Genomic DNA, 17,664 nt, shown 5'->3' with positions numbered 1-17,664 from the left:
ACCTCTTTCATCACCTCCGGACCGATGCCGTCGCCGGGAAGAAGGAGAAGCTTGTGCGTTGCCATGGGGAAAAACCTCGTTCGCGTGAACCGTCATGCCGGCAGGAGGGCCGGAGCGTGATGTCGTTCCACGCCATCGAAGCGTGGCAAAGACGTTGGTGGCCCGGACGGGCCCGGCCAGGACGAGAGAGGGTTTAGGCGCGATAGCGTGGCTTTGGCAAGCGTCAGAAAGGAAGCGGCGCGGTCAAATCAACCCTTGAGCGCTTGCAGCACCTTGCCGCCCGGCCGGCCGCGCGGTTCGAGCCCAATCTGGCGCTCGACTTCCTTGATCGCGTCGCGGGTTTTCTGGCCGATCTTGCCGTCCGGCTCGCCGACATCGAAACCGCGCGCGGTGAGCAGTCGCTGCAATTCGCGGCGCTGCGCGCGCGACAAGGGCGGATCGTCGGTGGGCCACGCAGCGCGAATCCCGGACAGGCCTTTCAGCCGGTCGCCCAGAAGCGCAATGGCGAGCCCGTAGGATTCAGCGGCGTTGTAGGAATAGACCGCATCGAAATTCTTCGTGACGATGAACGCGGGGCCATCCACACCCGCCGGCACGATGACGGCGGCAGGATAGTTGCCGGAAAGCGGACGTCCGTCGATTCGGGTAACGCCCATGGCGGCCCAGGACGCGAGCGGACGTTTCGACTTTCGTCCCGCGAGGCCGGCGCTGAACCCAGCCGGCAGACGCACCTCATAACCCCACGGCAGGCCGTTGACCCATCCCGCTTTCTTGAGGAAGTTCGCGGTCGAGGCCACAGCATCCGGCACCGACGTCATGATATCGCGATGCCCGTCGCCGTCCCCGTCGACGGCGAGTCGCTGGAAGGTCGACGGCATGAACTGCGTGTGACCGAAGGCGCCGGCCCAGGAGCCGCGCAGGTTGGCGGGATCGATGTCCCCGTCCTGCACGATCTTGAGCGTCGCCATCAACTCACCGGTAAAATACTCCCGGCGGCGCGGGGCGTAGCAGGCGAGCGTCGACAGGGACTGTACCAGCGGGCGGCCGCCGATATCCTTGCCGAAATTGGACTCGACGCCCCAGACGCCGGCGATGACATAGCGGTCGACGCCGTACCGCGCTTCCGCCGCCGCGAGTGCTTGGGCCGCGCGGCCCATGGCGGCTGTGCCGTCCTGCACGCGCTCGTCATCGACGAGGGCGGCGAGATAGTCCCAGATCGCCGTCTTGAACTCGGGTTGATTGTTCATCAGATCGAGGATCGGCATGTCGGGCGCAATGCCCTGTGTCGCCGCGTCGAAAGCCTGACCGGAGATGCCCTTCGCCGCGGCCTGACTGCGCAGGTTCGACAGGCAARAGCGGAAATCCGCCTGAGCRGACGCGGACGTCGCGGCCACAAGGCCACCGACGATGATGAGGGGAGCAGCGATGAAACGAATCATGCTCCGGAATGTACGGGCATTTTGGTTAATATAAGGAAACCGGGGCGTGGAGGGTGCCTTATCTCACGCCTGTCATGGCCGGGTCACCGGCACAAGGGCCGGTGATGACATCCCGCTGAGTGCGCCCGTTCAGGCCCAGGCGCGGTCGGCCAGCTTCTTTTCGAAGGTGTCGATCGAGGAAGCCTTTTCCATCGTCAGGCCGATATCGTCGAGGCCGTTGAGGAGGCAGTGTTTGCGGAACGGGTCGAGGTCGAAGTGCACCGTGCCGCCGTCGGGGCCACGGATTTCCTGCGCTTCCAGGTCGACCGTAAGCGTCGCATTGGCGCCGCGATCTGCGTCGTCGAACAGCTTTTCCAGATCCTCGGGGCTGACGGTGATCGGCAGAATGCCGTTCTTGAAGCAGTTGTTGTAAAAGATATCGGCGAAGCTCGTGGAGATCACGCAGCGGATACCGAAATCGAGCAAGGCCCACGGTGCATGCTCACGCGACGAGCCGCAGCCGAAATTATCGCCCGCCACCAAAATCTTGGCGTCCTTGTAGGCCGGTTGATTGAGCACGAAATCGGGATTCGGCGAACCGTCGTCGAGATAGCGCATTTCGGAAAAGAGGCCGGTGCCGAGCCCGGTGCGCTTGATCGTCTTCAGGTACTGCTTCGGAATGATCATATCGGTATCGATATTGATGATCTTCAGCGGCGCCGCGACGCTCTCGAGAACAGTGAACTTGTCCATGATCGTCAAATCCCAGAATCGTCGAAACCCTCGGATCGTCGAAATCCCGAAGGGTTCCGGATCCGTCCGTCGCCTGCTCTTAGCAAAGCCGCGCCGCAGCGCCTAGAGCGATCGACGTCGCGGCTTTGTTTTCTACGCGCGGGAGGGATGCGTTCCTAGGGCGAGATGTGCTAGATCCCGGCTGCCGCAGCGGAGTGTCCCATGGATCAAGGCGTCTTGTTCTGCCTGCTCTTCCTGACCATGCTCATCGCCTGGTTTGGCCATCGACAGATCGCGCTGGTGTTTTTCGGCGTGACGGTGGTGCTGATGGCGGCGGATTATCTGCACCACGCCACCGACGTGCTTCCGTTGTCGTTTTAAGGACGCACAGATGCTGTCCCCTCGCCAGGCCGTCACGCTCAATGCAATCGGGTTGTACGCCATCGCGGCGCTTCTGATCGCCGCCTTCGCGGCGCAGTTCCTGCTCCACGAACTGCCCTGCCCGCTCTGCCTGCTGCAACGGGTGGCGTTCGCGGCTCTTGCCATCGGTCCGATCCTCAACATCCGCTTCGGGCCCAGACCGAGCCATTATGCGGTTTCGCTGATCGCCGCCATCGCCGGCGCCGGCATCGCGATGCGCCAGATCCTTCTCCACATCATGCCCGGCGATCCCGGCTACGGCTCGGCGATCCTGGGCTATCATTACTATACGTGGGCATTTCTGGGCTTCGTCGCGGCCATCGTCCTGATCACTCTCGTGATGCTCTTCGACCGGCAGTTCGACACCAACGACGGCCCCGGTTTCCCTCCTGCCTTCGCGCGCCTGGCCGTTTGGCTGGTGATCCTGGTCACCCTCGCCAACATCGCCAACGTCTTCCTCGAATGCGGCTGGAACGTCTGTCCGGACAACCCGACGCAATACCTCATGCTGCCACTGAAATAGGCGTTTCACGCCTCAATTTGCGCGGGTGACCGTTTCGAGCGTTGCTTGACCACTCACTATATCGATATAGTGTTTCGACATCGATATGGGACGTGTTCATGAACTGGTCTTTCGCGGTGCGCGGATTGTGTGTGGCCATTGCCGTTGGAGCGCTCATCGGCGGATGCCATTCGGGCACGGTCAGTGTCCCGATCCTGGGCCAATTGTCGAACGGATGGGCGGCGGCCGGCGAAGCCACGACGCGCGCCGACGGCCAAGGCACCTTGTGGGTGCAAGTTCCCCGACGGTTCCGCTGCGAGGGTTCTTACAATGCGCTCAATGCCGGCGCGAGCATGGTGATCCCGATCACGTGCTCGAATGGCCGCCGCGGCGAGGTGGTCGCGGCGATCCAGTTCGACCGCCTATCCGGCACCGCCATCGCTCAACTCGACAACGGATTGCGCGGCCAATTCGTGTTCGGCAACTTGAATTTCGAGCAGGCTTTCGGATCGCGTTTCAAAGCCGGGACGAAAGCGCCGTAGGTGCAGCACGTCCTCATCGTGCGGACGGGTGACCGCGGTCGTGAATACGCCAATTCACGCGGCCTCGTCCTTCGTMGCCGCTTCGATCGCTTCCATGTCGTCGTCGGAGAGGCCGAAATGGTGGCCTATCTCATGGACGAGCACGTGCGTGACGAGATCGCCGAGGGTCTCCTCGTGCTCGGCCCAGTAATCGAGAATGGGCCGACGGTAGAGCCAGACCATGTTGGGGAATTGTCCGGTCTGCAATGTCGCCTGCCCTTGAGCGAGACCAATGCCGCGAAACAAACCCAACAGGTCGAAGGGACTTTCGCATTGCATTTCGCGTTCGGTCTCTTCGTCCGGAAAATCCTCGACGCGAATGACGACGCCGTCGCAGAGCGCGCGAAATTCCTCCGGCAGGCGCAAGAACGCCGCATGCGCGAGCGCCTCCATGTCGTCCAGCGTCGGAGCGAGACTTTTCGACCAGTCGTTCATGGATGTCAGAGAAAGCCCAATTGAAAGGCGAGCCAGAGGCTCAGCAGGACGAAGCCGACGACGGACAGCGAGCGACCGATGCGACGGCCCCACACTTCAATCGGATCGGTGCCGCCGCCCTCGGCGTCGCCGACGGCATCCTTGGCGGAGAAGTGATCCTGCAGCCGCCGCCCGACGCGCGACATGGACGACGAGCCGAGCGTTTCCGAATCGCGCGCGACGCGTTCCAGCGCCTCGCGGGATTCCCTTTCCTGCGGCGTCTCCGTCACATCAAGCCCATTGGCGTATATCCACAAACCGTCCCGCGATCGCCGCCGCCGCCGCCATCGCTGGGGAGACGAGATGCGTGCGGCCCTTGAAGCCCTGGCGGCCCTCGAAGTTGCGGTTCGAAGTGGAGGCGCAGCGCTCCTGCGGCGACAGGCGGTCGGCATTCATGGCGAGGCACATGGAGCATCCGGGCTCGCGCCAATCGAAGCCGGCGGCCTTGAAGATCTTGTCGAGACCTTCGGCTTCCGCCTGCATCTTCACGATGCCGGAGCCAGGCACGATCATGGCGTTGACGGCCTCATGCACGGTCTTGCCTTCGACGATCTTGGCGACGGCGCGCAGATCCTCGATGCGGCCGTTGGTGCACGAACCGATGAAGACGCGATCGAGGGTGATGTCGGTGATTTTGGTGCCGGGCTTCAGACCCATGTAGTCGAGCGCGCGCCACTTGGAGATGCGCTTGTTCTCTTCCGGGATATCGTCCGGATTCGGCACGGCGCCGGCGACCGAGATCACGTCTTCGGGCGAGGTGCCCCAGGTGACGATCGGTGGCAGGCGCGCGGCATCGAGCTTGATCTCGGTGTCGAAATGCGCGCCCTCGTCGGTGCGTAGCGTATCCCAATAGCGAACGGCCGCGTCCCACGCCTCGCCCTTCGGCGATTTCGGGCGATCCTTCAGGTAGGCGTAGGTCTTTTCGTCGGGCGCGATCATGCCCGCGCGAGCGCCGCCTTCGATGGCCATGTTGCAGACCGTCATGCGGCCTTCCATCGACAAGGCGCGGATGGCATCGCCCGCATATTCCATCACGTGGCCGGTGCCGCCGGCGGTCCCGGTTTCGCCGATGATGGAGAGAATGATGTCCTTCGCGGTCACGCCCGGGGGCAATTGCCCGTCGACGGTGACGCGGAAATTCTTGGCTTTCTTCTGGATCAGCGTCTGCGTGGCGAGCACGTGCTCGACTTCGGACGTTCCGATACCATGAGCGAGCGAGCCGAAGGCGCCATGCGTCGAGGTATGGCTGTCGCCGCAAACGATGGTCATGCCCGGCAGCGTGAAGCCCTGCTCGGGGCCGAYCACGTGCACGATGCCCTGGCGGCTATCGAGCTCGTTGAAATACTCGACGCCGAATTCGCGAGCGTTCTCGGCCAAGGTCGCGACCTGGGTGGCGGATTCAGGATCCGCGATGCCCTGCGAGCGATCGGTGGTCGGCACGTTGTGATCGACGACGGCGAGGGTTTTCTGCGGCTGGCGCACCTTGCGGCCGGTCAGGCGCAGGCCTTCAAACGCCTGCGGGCTCGTCACTTCGTGGACGAGATGGCGGTCGATGTAGAGAAGGCACGTCCCGTCGGGCTGCTGATCGACGACGTGGTCGTCCCAGATCTTGTCGTACAGGGTGCGGAGCTTGGCCATCTCAACTCGTCCAACGGTTCTATAAACGGAACATGGTGTTCGCAGGTGTTTAGCGAAACTGCGCCCGTGCGAAAAGGTGTCTCGTGGGCGCAGCGGATTGAAAGTTTCGCATGGCTCGGCTTTGTTGCGCGCAATGAACTTGCGCCAAGACAGCAGCGACGCGAGACCAGACAACAAAAAAGCGCGGCCGAGACCGCGCTTTGTCACATCCTGGTGATGCGAGCCGAATGATTATTCGGCGGCGGCGACAGGCTTGTCCTGACGGTCGGTGCGCTCGGCGATACGAGCCGACTTACCACGACGGTCGCGGAGGTAATAAAGCTTGGCGCGGCGGACCGCACCGCGACGGACGACCTTGATCGAGTCGATCATCGGCGAATAGACCGGGAATACGCGCTCGACGCCTTCGCCGTAGGAAATCTTGCGAACCGTGAAGCTCTCCTGGATGCCGCCGCCCGAGCGGGCGATGCACACGCCTTCATAGGCCTGCACGCGGGAGCGCTCGCCTTCCTTGACCTTCACGTTCACGATGACCGTGTCACCGGGCTGAAAATCGGGAATCGTCTTGCCGAGGCGTTCGATCTGCTCTTTTTCGAGCGTCTGAATGATGTTCATTTTAAACTCCTGCCGTTGCGTGGTCTCGAGCGATCTCGAAGCCCGCTGGATTTCGGCGTCCTGTTGTGAATTGCGGGCGGCTATACAAGAGTTTCGAAGGGTTGTCGAGGGTGGAGGGGATCGCAGCGCGGTCGAACGACTCGCTACGCACCCCTATTGCTACCCGTCCAACAGATCCGGCCGCCGCTCCCGCGTGATACGCTCCGCTTCGGCCCGCCGCCACTTCTCGATCACGGCATGGTTGCCGCCGAGCAGGACGTCGGGGATCGCCCGGCCCTCCCATTCACGCGGCCGCGTGAAATGCGGGTATTCGAGACGGTTGCTCTCGAAGCTCTCCTCGGTTCCCGAGGCTTCCTTGCCCATCACGCCGGGAAGAAGGCGCACGCACGCGTCGAGGAGCACCATGGCGGCGATCTCGCCGCCGGAGAGCACATAATCCCCGATGGAGACCTCTTCGAGACCCCTGCCCGCGATGACCCGCTCGTCGACGCCTTCGAACCGGCCGCAGACGACGACGATTCCGGGACCGGCCGCCAGTTCGCGGACGCGGCCTTGCGTGAGCGGCCTTCCCCGCGGCGACATCAGGAGCTTGGGACGGGGATCGTCAGACGGCACGGCCGCATCGATCGCGGCGGACAGCACATCGCACCGGAGCACCATGCCGACGCCACCACCCGCCGGCGTGTCGTCGACGTTCTTGTGACGCCCGATGCCGTGATCGCGGATGTTCTTGGCGGAGAGGGACCATAGCCCACGCAAAAGCGCGTCGCCCGAGAGCGACACGCCGAGCGGGCCGGGAAACATATCCGGATAGAGCGTCAGGATCGTCGCGTCGAAAGTCACGCGATATCCTCCGATGCGATATCCTCCGGCGTCGGTTTCGCCGGCTCGAAGAAATCATCTGGGGCCGCGACGACGATGCGCTTCGCCGCAATGTCGACGTGCGGCACGAACGCCTTGGTGAAGGCGAGGAGCGCGGTCGGGCCTTTGTGAGCGGGCRCAATTTCCACCAGATCACCGCCGCCGAAATTGGGTACGGCGACGACCGTGCCGATCGTCTCGCCGGCTTCGCTCACGGCGGTCGATCCTATGAGATCCGCGAGAAGAAACTCGTCTTCGTCCTCGGCTGCCGAAAGTCGGTTCCGCGGGACGTGGAGCTTTACGCGATTGAGGGCTTCCGCCGCTTCCCGCGACGTGACGCCATCGACCTGCCCGATCAGCATGTCGGGTGCCGGACCAGGGGCGCGGCGCAGATTTTTGAGAACAAGCGTTCGCCCGCTCTCGGTGATGAGCGGGCCGTATTCGCCGATCGCCTGCGGATCGGCGGTATGGGATTTCAGCCGCACCTCGCCTTTGAGACCGTGGGCGCGGCCGAATTCGCCGACGAGGACGAGGTCCTCGCCCGACGCAACTTTGCGCTCCCTCCCCGCGAGGGGGAGAGAGGCAGGGGAGCGCTCGTCAAAACGCTCCTTCGTCACGACGCCTTACGCCGCCTCGCCTTCGGAGGCCGGAGCAGCGCTCGCAGCGGCCTTCGCGTCGGCGCGCTCCTGGGCCTTCTTGCCCGGAACTGCCTTTTCCGGGTTGTTGCGCGGGGCGCGCTTCAACAGGCCGGCATTGTCGAGAAAGCGCAGGACGCGATCGGTCGGCTGCGCGCCCTTGGCGAGCCAGCCCTTGATCTTCTCGATGTCGAGCGTGATGCGGCCGGCGTCGTCCTTCGGCTTCATCGGGTCATAAGTGCCGACCTTCTCGATGAAACGGCCATCGCGCGGGGAGCGCGAATCGGCGATCACGATGCGGTAGTAAGGACGCTTCTTGGCGCCACCACGGGTCAGGCGGATTTTGAGGGACATGGGAAACTCCTGTTCGATTGTGTCCGTCGTTTAAGGCTATTCCGTCATTCCCGCGAAGGCGGGAACCATCACCACTGGCCGTGCCCGTTCGAGGACAGCAGAGGTTATGGCCTCGGGCTCCGCTCACGCGGCCCCGGGAAGACGGGCATTCAAATCGTCATTTCTTCTTGCCTCCGAAGGGGAAGCCACCGAGCCCTGGAAGACCCGGAATCTTCGGGCCACCCAGGCCAGGCAATCCCGGCAATCCCGGACCGCCCTTGCCGAGGCCGGGCGGCATCGGCGGAAGTCCGCCGCCTGCGCCACCCATCTGCCTTTGCATCTGTTCGATCTGTTCCGGCGTCGGCTGAGGCATTCCCCCCATACCGCCGCCCATGCCGCCGCCGAGCCCGAACATCTTGCCGAGCGCGCCGGCCATGCCCTTGCCCTTGCCGCCGCCCATCATCTTCATGACATCGGCCATCTGGCGGTGCATTTTCAGAAGCTTGTTGACGTCCTCGACCTTCGTGCCGGAACCCGCCGCGATGCGCTTCTTGCGCGAGGCCTTGAGCAGGTCGGGATTGCGACGTTCCTTGGCGGTCATCGAATCGATGATGGCCCGCTGACGCTTGATCACGCGGTCGTCGAGATTGGCGTTTTCGAGCTGCGCCTTCATCTTGCCGATGCCGGGCAACATGCCGAGCATGCCGCCGATACCGCCGATCTTTTCCATCTGGCTCAATTGATCGCGCAGATCCTCGAGATCGAACTTGCCCTTGCGCATCTTCTCGGCGATGCGCTGGGCCTTCTCGTGATCGATRTTYTCCGCSGCCTTYTCGACSAGSGAGACGATGTCGCCCATGCCSAGGATGCGGTTGGCGACGCGCGAGGGATGAAACTCCTCGAGCGCATCGACCTTTTCGCCGGTACCGATGAGCTTGATCGGCTTTCCGGTGACCGCGCGCATGGACAACGCAGCGCCGCCGCGGGCATCGCCGTCCATCCGGGTCAACACGATGCCGGTGACGCCGAGGCGCGCATCGAAGGCGCGCGCGGTGTTGACCGCGTCCTGACCGGTGAGCGCGTCGGCGACGAGCAGCACTTCGTGCGGATCGGTCGCGGCCTTCACTTCGGCCGCTTCGAGCATCAGCCCTTCATCGACCGTGACACGCCCGGCGGTATCGAGCATCACCACGTCGAAACCGCCGAGGCGCGCTGCTTCCATGGCGCGCTTGGCGATCTGCACGGCGGATTGGCCGGCGACGATCGGCAGCGTGTCGACGCCGACCTGCTTGCCGAGCACAGCCAATTGCTCCATCGCGGCCGGACGGCGCGTATCGAGGGAGGCGAGCAGCACCCTGCGCTTGTCGCGATCGGTCAAACGCTTGGCGATCTTGGCCGWRGTCGTSGTCTTGCCCGACCCCTGCAGACCGACCATCAGAATGGCGACCGGCGCTGCGGCGTTGAGATCGATGACCTCCGCATCCGCGCCCAGCATCTCCACGAGCTGGTCGTGGACGATCTTCACCACTTGCTGGCCGGGCGAGACCGATTTGACGACTTCCGCACCAACGGCGCGCGCGCGCACCTTGTCCGTGAAGGAGCGCACGACTTCGAGGGCGACATCCGCCTCGAGAAGCGCGCGTCTGACTTCGCGCAAGGCCGCGTTGACGTCGTCTTCCGTCAGCGCGCCGCGACGCGTGAGGCCGTTGAGAATGGAAGAGAGTTTATCGGAAAGGCCGTCGAACATGGATCACTCGCTGTTCTGGGCTGAATCGGCCCGGCGCGCCTGCAGCGCATCCTCGAAATGACGGATCGCCGTCTCGAATTTGTCGCGGCAGCCCGGATTGCAGAAGCCGACGACGGCACCGCGATAAAGAGCGAGCGAGTCCGCCGCGATCGGCTTTCCCGACCACGGGCAGGTCTCGTTGACCGCATCCTCGATTCGCAACGTCTCGTTCGTCATCGTTCCTTGCGCGTTCTCGGCGAGCAAAACCCAAAGACCAAGAGCGCCCGAGGGCGCATCGCGCTGTCGGACGTTGACCTCCAGCCTCACAGGGCTGGTCGGCGGCTCAAGGGCTCGCTCTACAGATTTACGGAGGTCGATTAAGGGGAAATGGTTGCGGAGTCAAGAAAAGGGGGGTGACGACTATCGAATTCCTTAGCGAGCGTAAGCGAGGGAATGGGGTCCCCGTCACTTTGAATAATGGAATCGACAGGCCGCGATTTCGAGCGTTTGGCCTTCACCGTTGCCTGTGACGCGATAGACCAATCGGTGCTCCAGCGTGATCCGACGCGACCACCATCCCGACAATTCACCTCGCAACGGCTCTGGCTTGCCTATCCCCCCGAAGGGATTGCGTCGCGCGTCCTTGATGAGTTCATTGATCCGTCCGAGCGTTCCACGATCCTCGTGCAGCCAGAACTGATAATCGTCCCAAGTGCGGCTCGAAAATGTGATCCTCACCGCTCGATCAGCTTCTTCTCGGTTCCGCCTTTGGACGTCAACTCATCGATCGAGGCCAGGAGATGTTCGGCGTTGGCGGGTGTGCCGAGCAGATGAAGCGTCTCCTTCATTCCTTCCCATTCGGCCAGGGTCACGATGACGACGGGTTCGTGGTTCTGTCGGGTCACGACAAGTTCGGTGCGATCGGCTTCGACCCGATCGAGGTGCGTCGCCAGGTTGTTGCGCAGGTCGGTGAAGGTGACTGGCGACATGAGGGCGCTCCTTGTGTGTGCATAAGTCTGTACATAACGAGAGGCAAGGCGAGACGCAAGGCCGTGGCATGGCGTCATCACCCGGCTTGTCCGGCGACAACGTAGGGGGTTAGGCGCTCTAGAAGCCTTGCTTTTCAAGGCGCTGGCGGATCCTACGCCAATAGCCTTGCTCGCGGGGTTGCGACCTTCTCCATGCCGCATCCTCTTCGACAAAAGCCCACCACGACGCCTCGAAACCATACTTGGCGACGAATTCATCGGCTCCCTCACGGATCCGGGCCTCGGGAATCAGCCGAGGGAGGACGCAGCCCTCCCAAATGGACACGACAAGCGCGATGGCAGCAGGCAGAATCCCGACAAATGCGGCGATCGCCACCGCATTGTCTTCTGTCAAATACACTATAATTAGTTCCTTATAATACGAACTAAACATACGTGGCGAAGACGACCCTGTCAGGAACATTTTGTTCCGATGGATACATTCGTCGCCAATCTGAGAAAGCGCACGGAGGAGCTGGGCCTGCCCCATGCCGAAGTCGCGCGGCGCCTCGGCCTCGAGGAGCGCCGGTACGGGCACTACGTCAACGGGCGCAACGAGCCCAGCTTGGCGCTACTGGTGCGCATTGCTGAGACGCTACAAACGACCCCAGACTTGCTTCTGAAGGAAGGCGGGTCGGCACGGCCATCGAAACGAAAACGCCTGATGGATCGGATCAAGGCAGCTGCGGATCTTCTGCCGGATGACGATCTCGAAGTCTTTGTCGCCCAAGCCGAGGCAGTCGTGGCCCTACGGCGCAAATAGAGTGGGACTTTCTTGATCCGGCGCGTCAACTCCCAACCACATAACCGCTATTACCAGGGCCCACCCTCGGATCATTTCGACGGCGTGCGGTTCTTTTCGCCCGGGCATCCCGGCGACAAGACGCTGAAGGATCTCTGGCGCTGGCGGCAGGAGCGTCGGCGCGAGATTTGGCCGGCGTCATTCCCCAGCCCGTTTCAGGATAAGCCCCCTGCACGGGTGGATCATCTGCGCGTCGCGTTGATTGGGCACGCCTCGTTCTTGATCCAGGTGGCGGGGCTCAATCTCTTGATCGATCCCGTCTTCGCGGAGCGTGCGAGTCCGTTGGCCTTCGCCGGTCCGAAGCGCGTCAATCGGCCGGGGATCGCGTTCGACGATCTGCCGCCGATCGACGTGGTGCTGGTGACCCACAACCACTACGACCATCTCGATTTGAAGACCCTCGCCCGCCTGTGGCTGCGGGACCGGCCGCGTATCGTCGCGCCCCTCGGCAACGACGCGATCATCCGGGCACGCCACAAGGACATCCCGGTCGAGACCGGCGATTGGGGCGATGTGGTTGATCTGGGTATGGGCGTAACCGCCCATTTCGAGCCGAGCAACCATTGGTCCGCACGAGGCCTCAAGGACCGGCGCATGGCGCTTTGGTGTGCCTACGCGCTCACCACGCCGCGAGGAATTGTCTACCACGTGGGTGATACGGGCTTTCGCGACGGCGCCCTTTTTGCGCAGCTACGCGAACGGTTCGGCGCCCCCCGCGTGGCGATGCTGCCCATTGGGGCCTACGAGCCCCGCTGGTTCATGCAGCCCCAGCACATGAATCCCGCCGAGGCCGTCGCCGCAATGCAGATCCTCGGCGCTGAGCAGGCGCTCGGCCACCATTGGGGTACGTTTCAGCTCACCGACGAGGCCATCGAGGCGCCTCCGACCGCCTTGATGCAGGCCTTGGCGGACGCCGGCGTCCCGCACGAGCGGTTCCAGGCGCTGCGACCCGGCGAGGTTTGGGACGATCGCTTGTTCTTCGGCGACCGTTAGTTTTTGGGCTGCACGTAGATGTTGACCGTGAGATTGACGTCGTTGGCGTCGGTGAGGTCGGACACGTACTCCTCGATGAACGCGTCCTTGGCGACGATGTCCTTCGCGTCGAGATAGGCGGTGATGGTCTCGTAGGTGCCGTCGATCTCCTCGTAGGCCTCCTTGTGCAGGAACCGGTAGGCTTTGCCGTCGGGCGTCTTGCCGAACTTGATCGTCGGCGTCAGCTCGGTCTTGCCGTTCGGCACCTCGGAGACCGGGATCATCGCATCGAACTTGAACCCGTTGTCGTCCGTGTGGACGAAGATCGTCACCGGCCGTCCCGCCGGCCGCATCCCGGCCTTCGCCAGCTCGTCCTCGATGGTCTTGAAGGTCGATTTCAGCGTCTCGAAGGCGTCGTCCCAGGTGCTCGTTCCGGAGAGAATAGCCGCTGGTTTGGCGCTGAGTTCGACCTCCTGCACATCGGTCGGATCGGCGAGACCAGGCGCCAGCGTGGAACGCGATGCGTCTGCGGTAGGCGACGGAGCTTGGGCAGGCGGTTGGATGGGCGGTTGGATGGGCGGTTGGGTGGGCGAGACAGGCGCTGCCTGAGCCGGCTCGGCCGGCGCAACAGGGGTCGGCGCTGGCGCAACAGGCTGCGCTGGAGGTGTTGCCTGGGCAGCTGGCACTGGGTTTGGCACTGGGTTTGGCGCAGGTGTGGGAGCGGTCGTTGAGGAAGAATTAGGCGACGCAGCTTGCGCCTCGACGGGTGCCGGCGTCGCGGGCGCGGCGGCCGGAGCTGCCACCGGCGAACTCACCACGGGGGGCGGAGTTTGCGCGAAGCTGACGGCGGGGCCGAATGCGAGAGCAAGGCAGAGAAGGCCGGAAAGGTGCCGCATGGAAGTCGACCTGGCGAATCAATGAGTGTGACAGAGTCCACCATAGAAGGTCTCCGAAACGCCCGCGAGGTCTCCTATCGTCGCCTCCCCTCAAAGAGCCACGAAACATCGTTGCCGAAAAATTGGGCAGCGATGCTGTCCTTTTGCGCTTGCCGCATGTTTGAGCAGGGCCTATTTGTGCATTGCGACATGGCGATTGGCGTCGTCTGTCGTATGCCCTTCTTGGGCGTTTCCTCCCTAAACTTCGGGCCGCTGGAAACAGCGGCCTTTTTTTCTTTTAGGGACGCGCCATCCTTCCTGACGACAGGCCCCCCTGACGACTCGCACTTTTCGCGGCATTGAGCCATATAACGCCCATGACTCGTCTCGCGAATGCCCGCTTTCTGAAGATGAACGGTCTCGGCAACGAGATCACCGTGCTCGATCTGCGCGACACGTCCCTGCGCGTCAGTGCTGCGGAGGCGCGCGCCATTGCCGGGGATCCCCTGTCGACGTTCGACCAGTTGATGGTGCTGCACGATCCGCGGACGCCGGGCACCGACGCCTTCATGCGCATCTACAACACGGACGGCTCGCAATCGGGCGCCTGCGGCAACGGCACGCGCTGTGTCGCCTTCGCCATGCTGAACGATCCCGTCATGCGCCGAACAAAGAGCCGGTCGGGGGACGATCTCACCCTCGAAACGAAGGCCGGCCTGTTGCCGGTACGCCGTGTTTCCGAGACATTTTTCACGGTGGATATGGGCCCACCTCGATTCGCCTGGAGCGAAATCCCGCTGCGGGACGAGGTTCCCGACACCCGCACCATCCCGTTCCGCTTGGACGTCGCAGGCATGCCGAGCCTGAACGATCCGTCGGCGCTCAGCATGGGCAACCCGCATGTGGTGTTCTGGGTGAAGGATGCCGGCGCCTACGATCTTTCGACGATCGGGCCGCAAATCGAGTGCGATCCGCGTTTTCCCGAGCGAACGAATGTGTCCCTGGCGCAGATCATCGATCCCGCGCGGATCCTTCTGCACGTCTGGGAGCGCGGCGCCGGGTTGACCCGCGCCTGCGGCTCCGCAGCGTGCGCCGTTCTCGTCGCCGCCGCGCGCAAAGATCTGACCGGCCGCAAGGCGACCGTCACGTTGCCGGGCGGCGATCTCGTGATCGAATGGCGCGAGAGTGACGGTCACGTGTTGATGACGGGCCCGACCGAACTCGAACACGAAGGGCAATTTGCGCCAACGCTGTTCGCCGGGATCGCGGCCTGATGACCGTCGAGGTCGTCACCTTCGGTTGCCGCCTCAACATCGTCGAATCCGAGACGATGCAGCGCCACGCGGAAGCGGCGGGCCTGTCGGATGTCGTGATCGTCAATACATGCGCCGTCACCGGCGAAGCGACGCGGCAGGCGCGGCAATCGATCCGCCGCATCGCGCGCGAAAAACCCGATGCACGCATCATCGTCACCGGCTGCGCGGCGCAGGTCGAGCCGGAGACCTTCGCGGCCATGCCGGAAGTGGCGCAGGTTCTCGGCAATGCCGAGAAGATGAAGGAAGAGAGCTGGCGCTTCGTGCGCGATTTCGGCGTCGGCGCGAGTGAACGCGTGCTGGTCGACGACATCATGGCCGTCAAGGAAACCGCGCTCCATCTCATCGACGGCATGCGCGGTCATACGCGCTCCTTCGTTCAGGTGCAGAACGGCTGCGATCATCGGTGCACCTTCTGCATCATTCCCTACGGCCGCGGCCAGTCGCGCTCCGTCCCCATGGGTGCCGTCGTCGACCAGGTGCGCACCCTCGTCGAACACGGATCGCGCGAAGTCGTCCTCACCGGCGTCGACATCACCAGCTACGGTTCCGATCTTCCTGGCGCGCCCAAACTCGGCACCCTCGTCAAAAGCCTTCTGCGCCATGTGCCGGAACTCGAACGGTTGCGGATCTCGTCGATCGATTCGGTCGAGGCGGACGACGACCTCCTCGACGCGTTCGCCAACGAATCGCGCCTGATGCCGCATCTGCATCTGTCGCTGCAAGCGGGCGACGACATGATCCTGAAGCGCATGAAGCGCCGGCATCTGCGGGACGACGCGATCCGCTTCTGCGAACAGGTGCGCGCTTTACGCCCCGATGTGGTGTTCGGAGCCGACATCATCACCGGATTTCCGACCGAAACCGAGGCGATGTTTTCGCGCTCGCTCGCCATCGTCGACGAATGCGGCCTGACGCATCTCCACGTCTTCCCGTTCTCCCCCCGCCCCGGCACACCCGCCGCGCGCATGCCGCCGGTGGCCCGCGAGGTGGTGAAAGAGCGCGCCAAGCGACTTCGGGCGAAGGGTGAAGCGGCGCTTCTGCGGCATCTGGAGACGGAAGTCGGTACGCGCCGTCGCGTGCTTACCGAACGAGGACAAGTCGGCCGCACGGAAGGATTCACGCTCGTGCGCTTCGCTGAACCGGTGCCTGCGGGCGATATCCGCGACATCACCGTCAAAGGCCACGACGGTCGCGATCTGCTGGCGGCGTAGAAAACCCCGCAAGGCTTGTTGTCGCCGTTGCGGGGTTCGCCGATATCGCTACCGGTCTTGAGGCTCAACGGCACAGCCGCGAGCGAACACAATCTATATGAATCAAGAGCTTGTGTTTCGCAAGTGTCCGAGACCGAGACCAAAGAGAATGGCCTCTTGAATTTGCTCCAATACAGCGTGTGACACTTTCGGTTGGAGGTACTTCCTCTTCCCCGATTGATCTCGCTTGGTTCGAAAGAGATCCAAACGTGCGAAACTGACCGTCGAGACCATATCCGCTTTCACCCACCAATTCGCCTCATCGAAGGGCGGCGGCAATGCCTGCTCCAGCGTAATCCTCCGTTGATAATCGACTTTCCACTGCGGGGGTGTCCCGCTCAATGGGACGACCGCGCACAGATAATCGCGGTGGGGGAGACGCGGGGAGACCACGATCGCGGGCCTGCGCTTCACCATTTCCGGCGGCTTGAAACCCGTTGAGTAGTCACAGAGAAGAACAACGCCTGGCGATACAGCGAACTGAAGGGGCATTGGTCGGTCCAAACTGAGAGACATATTATTACATATATCTAGCTCGCCGTGGCCAAGCTACTCAGTTTCTCCCGCATATGCGCCGGCACCGGCGCTTCCACCGTGATCGCGGGTTTCTTGGGATAGAGCGGCACGGTGATGGCGCGGGCGTGGAGATGGAGGCCCGGTCCGTCGAAACGCGGAGCCGAGCCATAGATCGGATCGCCCAGGATCGGCCATCCCGATGCGGCACAATGGACGCGCAATTGATGGGTGCGGCCGGTGATCGGGCGCAGTTCGAGGAGGGAGAGGCCCTCGCCCCGACCCAGGACCCGCCAGGTCGTCTGCGATGGCTGACCCTTCGGATCGACCTTCATCCACCAGCCGCGATCCGGCGATTTTCTGGCGAGGGGGAGATCGATCTCGCCTGCGTCCTCCGCGGGCGTTCCTTCGACGACGGCCCAATAGACCTTGTCGATGGCACTGCGCTTGAACAGGTCGCCCAATCGCGCCAGGGCCTTGGCATGGCGACCGAGCACGAGGCAACCGGAGGTATCCTTGTCGAGGCGATGCGCCGCTTCAGGACGGCGCGGCAGCCCGAAGCGCAAGGCGTCCAGGTGGTGGAACAAAGTCTCGCCTCCCTTCGGGCCCGGATGCACCGGYAGCCCCGCAGGTTTGTCGATCACGAGCATCAGGGCATCGCGATACAGGAGACGAGACACTATCTCTTCCGCATTCATGATGCCTCGGCTATCGAGGCTCGGCGAGCAAAGCAAGAGGCGTAAAGGAACCCCATGGCCGAGACGAAGCCCGACAAGYCCGGTTTCCTGTCCCGTCTCTTCGGACGCCAGGAGCAACCGCCGGAAACCCAAAGCCCGGAGAGCGAGAGCGCTCAGGATCAGAGCCCCGAGGCTCCGGCCTCCGAGCCGATGTCGCGACCTTTGCCGGAACCGCCGGTGACAGGCTTCGACGAACTTCCTTCGGTCGAGGATCTGCCACCGGAATTGTTGGGCGC

The 17,664-nt window shown here is 63.3% G+C and carries 24 protein-coding genes and 1 pseudogene; 8 read left to right on the top strand and 17 right to left on the bottom strand.

The features are described from left to right. Positions 1 to 248: 248 nt before the first annotated feature. Entirely contained in the window at positions 249 to 1,439 is a 1,191-nt protein-coding gene (locus AC1DT3_RS02870) for a lytic murein transglycosylase (protein WP_477463729.1), read from the bottom strand. Positions 1,440 to 1,568: 129 nt separating this feature from the next. After that, a complete protein-coding gene (leuD, locus tag AC1DT3_RS02865; RefSeq protein WP_477463728.1) occupies positions 1,569 to 2,171 on the bottom strand; it encodes a 3-isopropylmalate dehydratase small subunit in 603 nt (200 codons plus the stop codon). Positions 2,172 to 2,372: 201 nt separating this feature from the next. Here leuD and AC1DT3_RS02860 point away from each other — a divergent pair, with 201 nt between their 5' ends. The 3 genes from AC1DT3_RS02860 (at position 2,373) to AC1DT3_RS02850 (ending at position 3,614) form a co-directional block, all read left to right on the top strand. Beyond that, the gene (locus AC1DT3_RS02860) at positions 2,373 to 2,531 is read left to right on the top strand and encodes a DUF5993 family protein (protein ID WP_477463727.1); all 159 of its coding nucleotides are present in this window, start codon (positions 2,373 to 2,375) and stop codon (positions 2,529 to 2,531) included. A 10-nt stretch (positions 2,532 to 2,541) separates the two neighbouring features. Continuing rightward, positions 2,542 to 3,093 carry a disulfide bond formation protein B gene (locus tag AC1DT3_RS02855; protein ID WP_477463726.1) on the top strand — a complete coding sequence of 184 codons (552 nt, stop codon included), beginning with the start codon at positions 2,542 to 2,544 and terminating at the stop codon, positions 3,091 to 3,093. Positions 3,094 to 3,191: 98 nt separating this feature from the next. Continuing rightward, complete coding sequence (locus AC1DT3_RS02850; RefSeq protein ID WP_477463725.1) at positions 3,192 to 3,614, top strand: hypothetical protein; 423 nt, start codon at positions 3,192 to 3,194, stop codon at positions 3,612 to 3,614. A gap of 54 nt (positions 3,615 to 3,668) precedes the next feature. On the opposite strand, the gene AC1DT3_RS02845 is transcribed toward AC1DT3_RS02850, so the two are convergent. The 12 genes from AC1DT3_RS02845 to AC1DT3_RS02790 all read right to left on the bottom strand — a co-directional run bounded on the left by AC1DT3_RS02845 (position 3,669) and on the right by AC1DT3_RS02790 (position 11,324). Next, positions 3,669 to 4,088: a metallopeptidase family protein gene (locus AC1DT3_RS02845; RefSeq protein WP_477463724.1), complete on the bottom strand. Its 420-nt coding sequence runs from the start codon at positions 4,086 to 4,088 to the stop codon at positions 3,669 to 3,671. A 5-nt stretch (positions 4,089 to 4,093) separates the two neighbouring features. Continuing rightward, positions 4,094 to 4,357: a hypothetical protein gene (locus AC1DT3_RS02840; RefSeq protein WP_477463723.1), complete on the bottom strand. Its 264-nt coding sequence runs from the start codon at positions 4,355 to 4,357 to the stop codon at positions 4,094 to 4,096. A gap of 1 nt (position 4,358) precedes the next feature. Next, the gene (leuC, locus tag AC1DT3_RS02835; protein WP_477463722.1) at positions 4,359 to 5,765 is read right to left on the bottom strand and encodes a 3-isopropylmalate dehydratase large subunit; all 1,407 of its coding nucleotides are present in this window, start codon (positions 5,763 to 5,765) and stop codon (positions 4,359 to 4,361) included. Between the two features lie 231 nt (positions 5,766 to 5,996). Beyond that, a complete protein-coding gene (gene rplS, locus AC1DT3_RS02830; RefSeq protein WP_477463721.1) occupies positions 5,997 to 6,380 on the bottom strand; it encodes a 50S ribosomal protein L19 in 384 nt (127 codons plus the stop codon). Between the two features lie 159 nt (positions 6,381 to 6,539). Then, positions 6,540 to 7,223: a tRNA (guanosine(37)-N1)-methyltransferase TrmD gene (gene trmD / locus AC1DT3_RS02825; protein ID WP_477463720.1), complete on the bottom strand. Its 684-nt coding sequence runs from the start codon at positions 7,221 to 7,223 to the stop codon at positions 6,540 to 6,542. Beyond that, positions 7,220 to 7,858, bottom strand: a complete 639-nt coding sequence (rimM, locus tag AC1DT3_RS02820) for a ribosome maturation factor RimM (RefSeq protein WP_477463719.1) — start codon at positions 7,856 to 7,858, stop codon at positions 7,220 to 7,222. The genes trmD and rimM overlap by 4 nt, the downstream gene beginning before the upstream one ends. Before the next feature lie 6 nt (positions 7,859 to 7,864). After that, positions 7,865 to 8,230 (bottom strand): 30S ribosomal protein S16, encoded by a 366-nt coding sequence (rpsP, locus tag AC1DT3_RS02815; protein WP_477463718.1) that lies wholly within the window; start codon positions 8,228 to 8,230, stop codon positions 7,865 to 7,867. A 157-nt stretch (positions 8,231 to 8,387) separates the two neighbouring features. Next, on the bottom strand, positions 8,388 to 9,956 hold the full coding sequence (ffh, locus tag AC1DT3_RS02810; RefSeq protein WP_477463717.1) for a signal recognition particle protein: 1,569 nt from the start codon (positions 9,954 to 9,956) through the stop codon (positions 8,388 to 8,390). Between the two features lie 3 nt (positions 9,957 to 9,959). Beyond that, complete coding sequence (locus AC1DT3_RS02805) at positions 9,960 to 10,172, bottom strand: glutathione S-transferase (RefSeq protein ID WP_477463730.1); 213 nt, start codon at positions 10,170 to 10,172, stop codon at positions 9,960 to 9,962. A gap of 228 nt (positions 10,173 to 10,400) precedes the next feature. After that, the gene (locus tag AC1DT3_RS02800; protein ID WP_477463716.1) at positions 10,401 to 10,673 is read right to left on the bottom strand and encodes a Txe/YoeB family addiction module toxin; all 273 of its coding nucleotides are present in this window, start codon (positions 10,671 to 10,673) and stop codon (positions 10,401 to 10,403) included. Further along, entirely contained in the window at positions 10,670 to 10,924 is a 255-nt protein-coding gene (locus tag AC1DT3_RS02795) for a type II toxin-antitoxin system prevent-host-death family antitoxin (protein ID WP_169850320.1), read from the bottom strand. The genes AC1DT3_RS02800 and AC1DT3_RS02795 overlap by 4 nt, the downstream gene beginning before the upstream one ends. 118 nt (positions 10,925 to 11,042) lie before the next feature. Further along, complete coding sequence (locus tag AC1DT3_RS02790; protein ID WP_477463715.1) at positions 11,043 to 11,324, bottom strand: hypothetical protein; 282 nt, start codon at positions 11,322 to 11,324, stop codon at positions 11,043 to 11,045. 72 nt (positions 11,325 to 11,396) lie between these two features. Here AC1DT3_RS02790 and AC1DT3_RS02785 point away from each other — a divergent pair, with 72 nt between their 5' ends. Beyond that, a complete protein-coding gene (locus AC1DT3_RS02785; protein WP_477463714.1) occupies positions 11,397 to 11,726 on the top strand; it encodes a helix-turn-helix domain-containing protein in 330 nt (109 codons plus the stop codon). A gap of 12 nt (positions 11,727 to 11,738) precedes the next feature. Next, positions 11,739 to 12,758, top strand: coding sequence for an MBL fold metallo-hydrolase (locus AC1DT3_RS02780; protein WP_477463713.1), 1,020 nt, complete (start codon positions 11,739 to 11,741; stop codon positions 12,756 to 12,758). Here the strand turns inward: AC1DT3_RS02780 and AC1DT3_RS02775 are convergent. Beyond that, positions 12,755 to 13,216: a GyrI-like domain-containing protein gene (locus tag AC1DT3_RS02775; protein WP_477463712.1), complete on the bottom strand. Its 462-nt coding sequence runs from the start codon at positions 13,214 to 13,216 to the stop codon at positions 12,755 to 12,757. The two genes, AC1DT3_RS02780 and AC1DT3_RS02775, sit on opposite strands and share 4 nt — an antisense overlap. A gap of 773 nt (positions 13,217 to 13,989) precedes the next feature. Here AC1DT3_RS02775 and dapF point away from each other — a divergent pair. Next, positions 13,990 to 14,886, top strand: a complete 897-nt coding sequence (gene dapF, locus AC1DT3_RS02770; protein WP_477463710.1) for a diaminopimelate epimerase — start codon at positions 13,990 to 13,992, stop codon at positions 14,884 to 14,886. Then, entirely contained in the window at positions 14,886 to 16,139 is a 1,254-nt protein-coding gene (gene mtaB, locus AC1DT3_RS02765) for a tRNA (N(6)-L-threonylcarbamoyladenosine(37)-C(2))-methylthiotransferase MtaB (RefSeq protein WP_477463709.1), read from the top strand. The genes dapF and mtaB overlap by 1 nt, the downstream gene beginning before the upstream one ends. 102 nt (positions 16,140 to 16,241) lie before the next feature. On the opposite strand, the gene AC1DT3_RS02760 is transcribed toward mtaB, so the two are convergent. Both AC1DT3_RS02760 and AC1DT3_RS02755 read right to left on the bottom strand, forming a co-directional pair. Next, entirely contained in the window at positions 16,242 to 16,670 is a 429-nt protein-coding gene (locus AC1DT3_RS02760; RefSeq protein ID WP_477463708.1) for a type II toxin-antitoxin system PemK/MazF family toxin, read from the bottom strand. Between the two features lie 38 nt (positions 16,671 to 16,708). Then, positions 16,709 to 17,389: an RluA family pseudouridine synthase gene (locus AC1DT3_RS02755; protein ID WP_477463707.1), complete on the bottom strand. Its 681-nt coding sequence runs from the start codon at positions 17,387 to 17,389 to the stop codon at positions 16,709 to 16,711. A gap of 54 nt (positions 17,390 to 17,443) precedes the next feature. Here AC1DT3_RS02755 and AC1DT3_RS02750 point away from each other — a divergent pair. Beyond that, a pseudogene (locus AC1DT3_RS02750) lies at positions 17,444 to 17,664 on the top strand (signal recognition particle-docking protein FtsY); the annotation flags it as partial.

This window comes from Microvirga sp. P4_G7, assembly GCF_056401005.1.
Note: the sequence above shows the minus strand (reverse complement) of the source record. Positions and strands in the feature narration are given on the sequence as shown.

Coding starts and splice junctions, on each gene's coding strand:
- AC1DT3_RS02760 (WP_477463708.1), bottom strand. CDS start 16,670: ATGCCCCTTCAGTTCGCTGTATCGCCAGGCGTTGTTCTTCTCTGTGAC.
- AC1DT3_RS02795 (WP_169850320.1), bottom strand. CDS start 10,924: ATGTCGCCAGTCACCTTCACCGACCTGCGCAACAACCTGGCGACGCAC.
- rpsP (WP_477463718.1), bottom strand. CDS start 8,230: ATGTCCCTCAAAATCCGCCTGACCCGTGGTGGCGCCAAGAAGCGTCCT.
- AC1DT3_RS02785 (WP_477463714.1), top strand. CDS start 11,397: ATGGATACATTCGTCGCCAATCTGAGAAAGCGCACGGAGGAGCTGGGC.
- mtaB (WP_477463709.1), top strand. CDS start 14,886: ATGACCGTCGAGGTCGTCACCTTCGGTTGCCGCCTCAACATCGTCGAA.
- dapF (WP_477463710.1), top strand. CDS start 13,990: ATGACTCGTCTCGCGAATGCCCGCTTTCTGAAGATGAACGGTCTCGGC.
- leuD (WP_477463728.1), bottom strand. CDS start 2,171: ATGGACAAGTTCACTGTTCTCGAGAGCGTCGCGGCGCCGCTGAAGATC.
- AC1DT3_RS02850 (WP_477463725.1), top strand. CDS start 3,192: ATGAACTGGTCTTTCGCGGTGCGCGGATTGTGTGTGGCCATTGCCGTT.
- AC1DT3_RS02855 (WP_477463726.1), top strand. CDS start 2,542: ATGCTGTCCCCTCGCCAGGCCGTCACGCTCAATGCAATCGGGTTGTAC.
- AC1DT3_RS02805 (WP_477463730.1), bottom strand. CDS start 10,172: ATGACGAACGAGACGTTGCGAATCGAGGATGCGGTCAACGAGACCTGC.
- AC1DT3_RS02860 (WP_477463727.1), top strand. CDS start 2,373: ATGGATCAAGGCGTCTTGTTCTGCCTGCTCTTCCTGACCATGCTCATC.
- rplS (WP_477463721.1), bottom strand. CDS start 6,380: ATGAACATCATTCAGACGCTCGAAAAAGAGCAGATCGAACGCCTCGGC.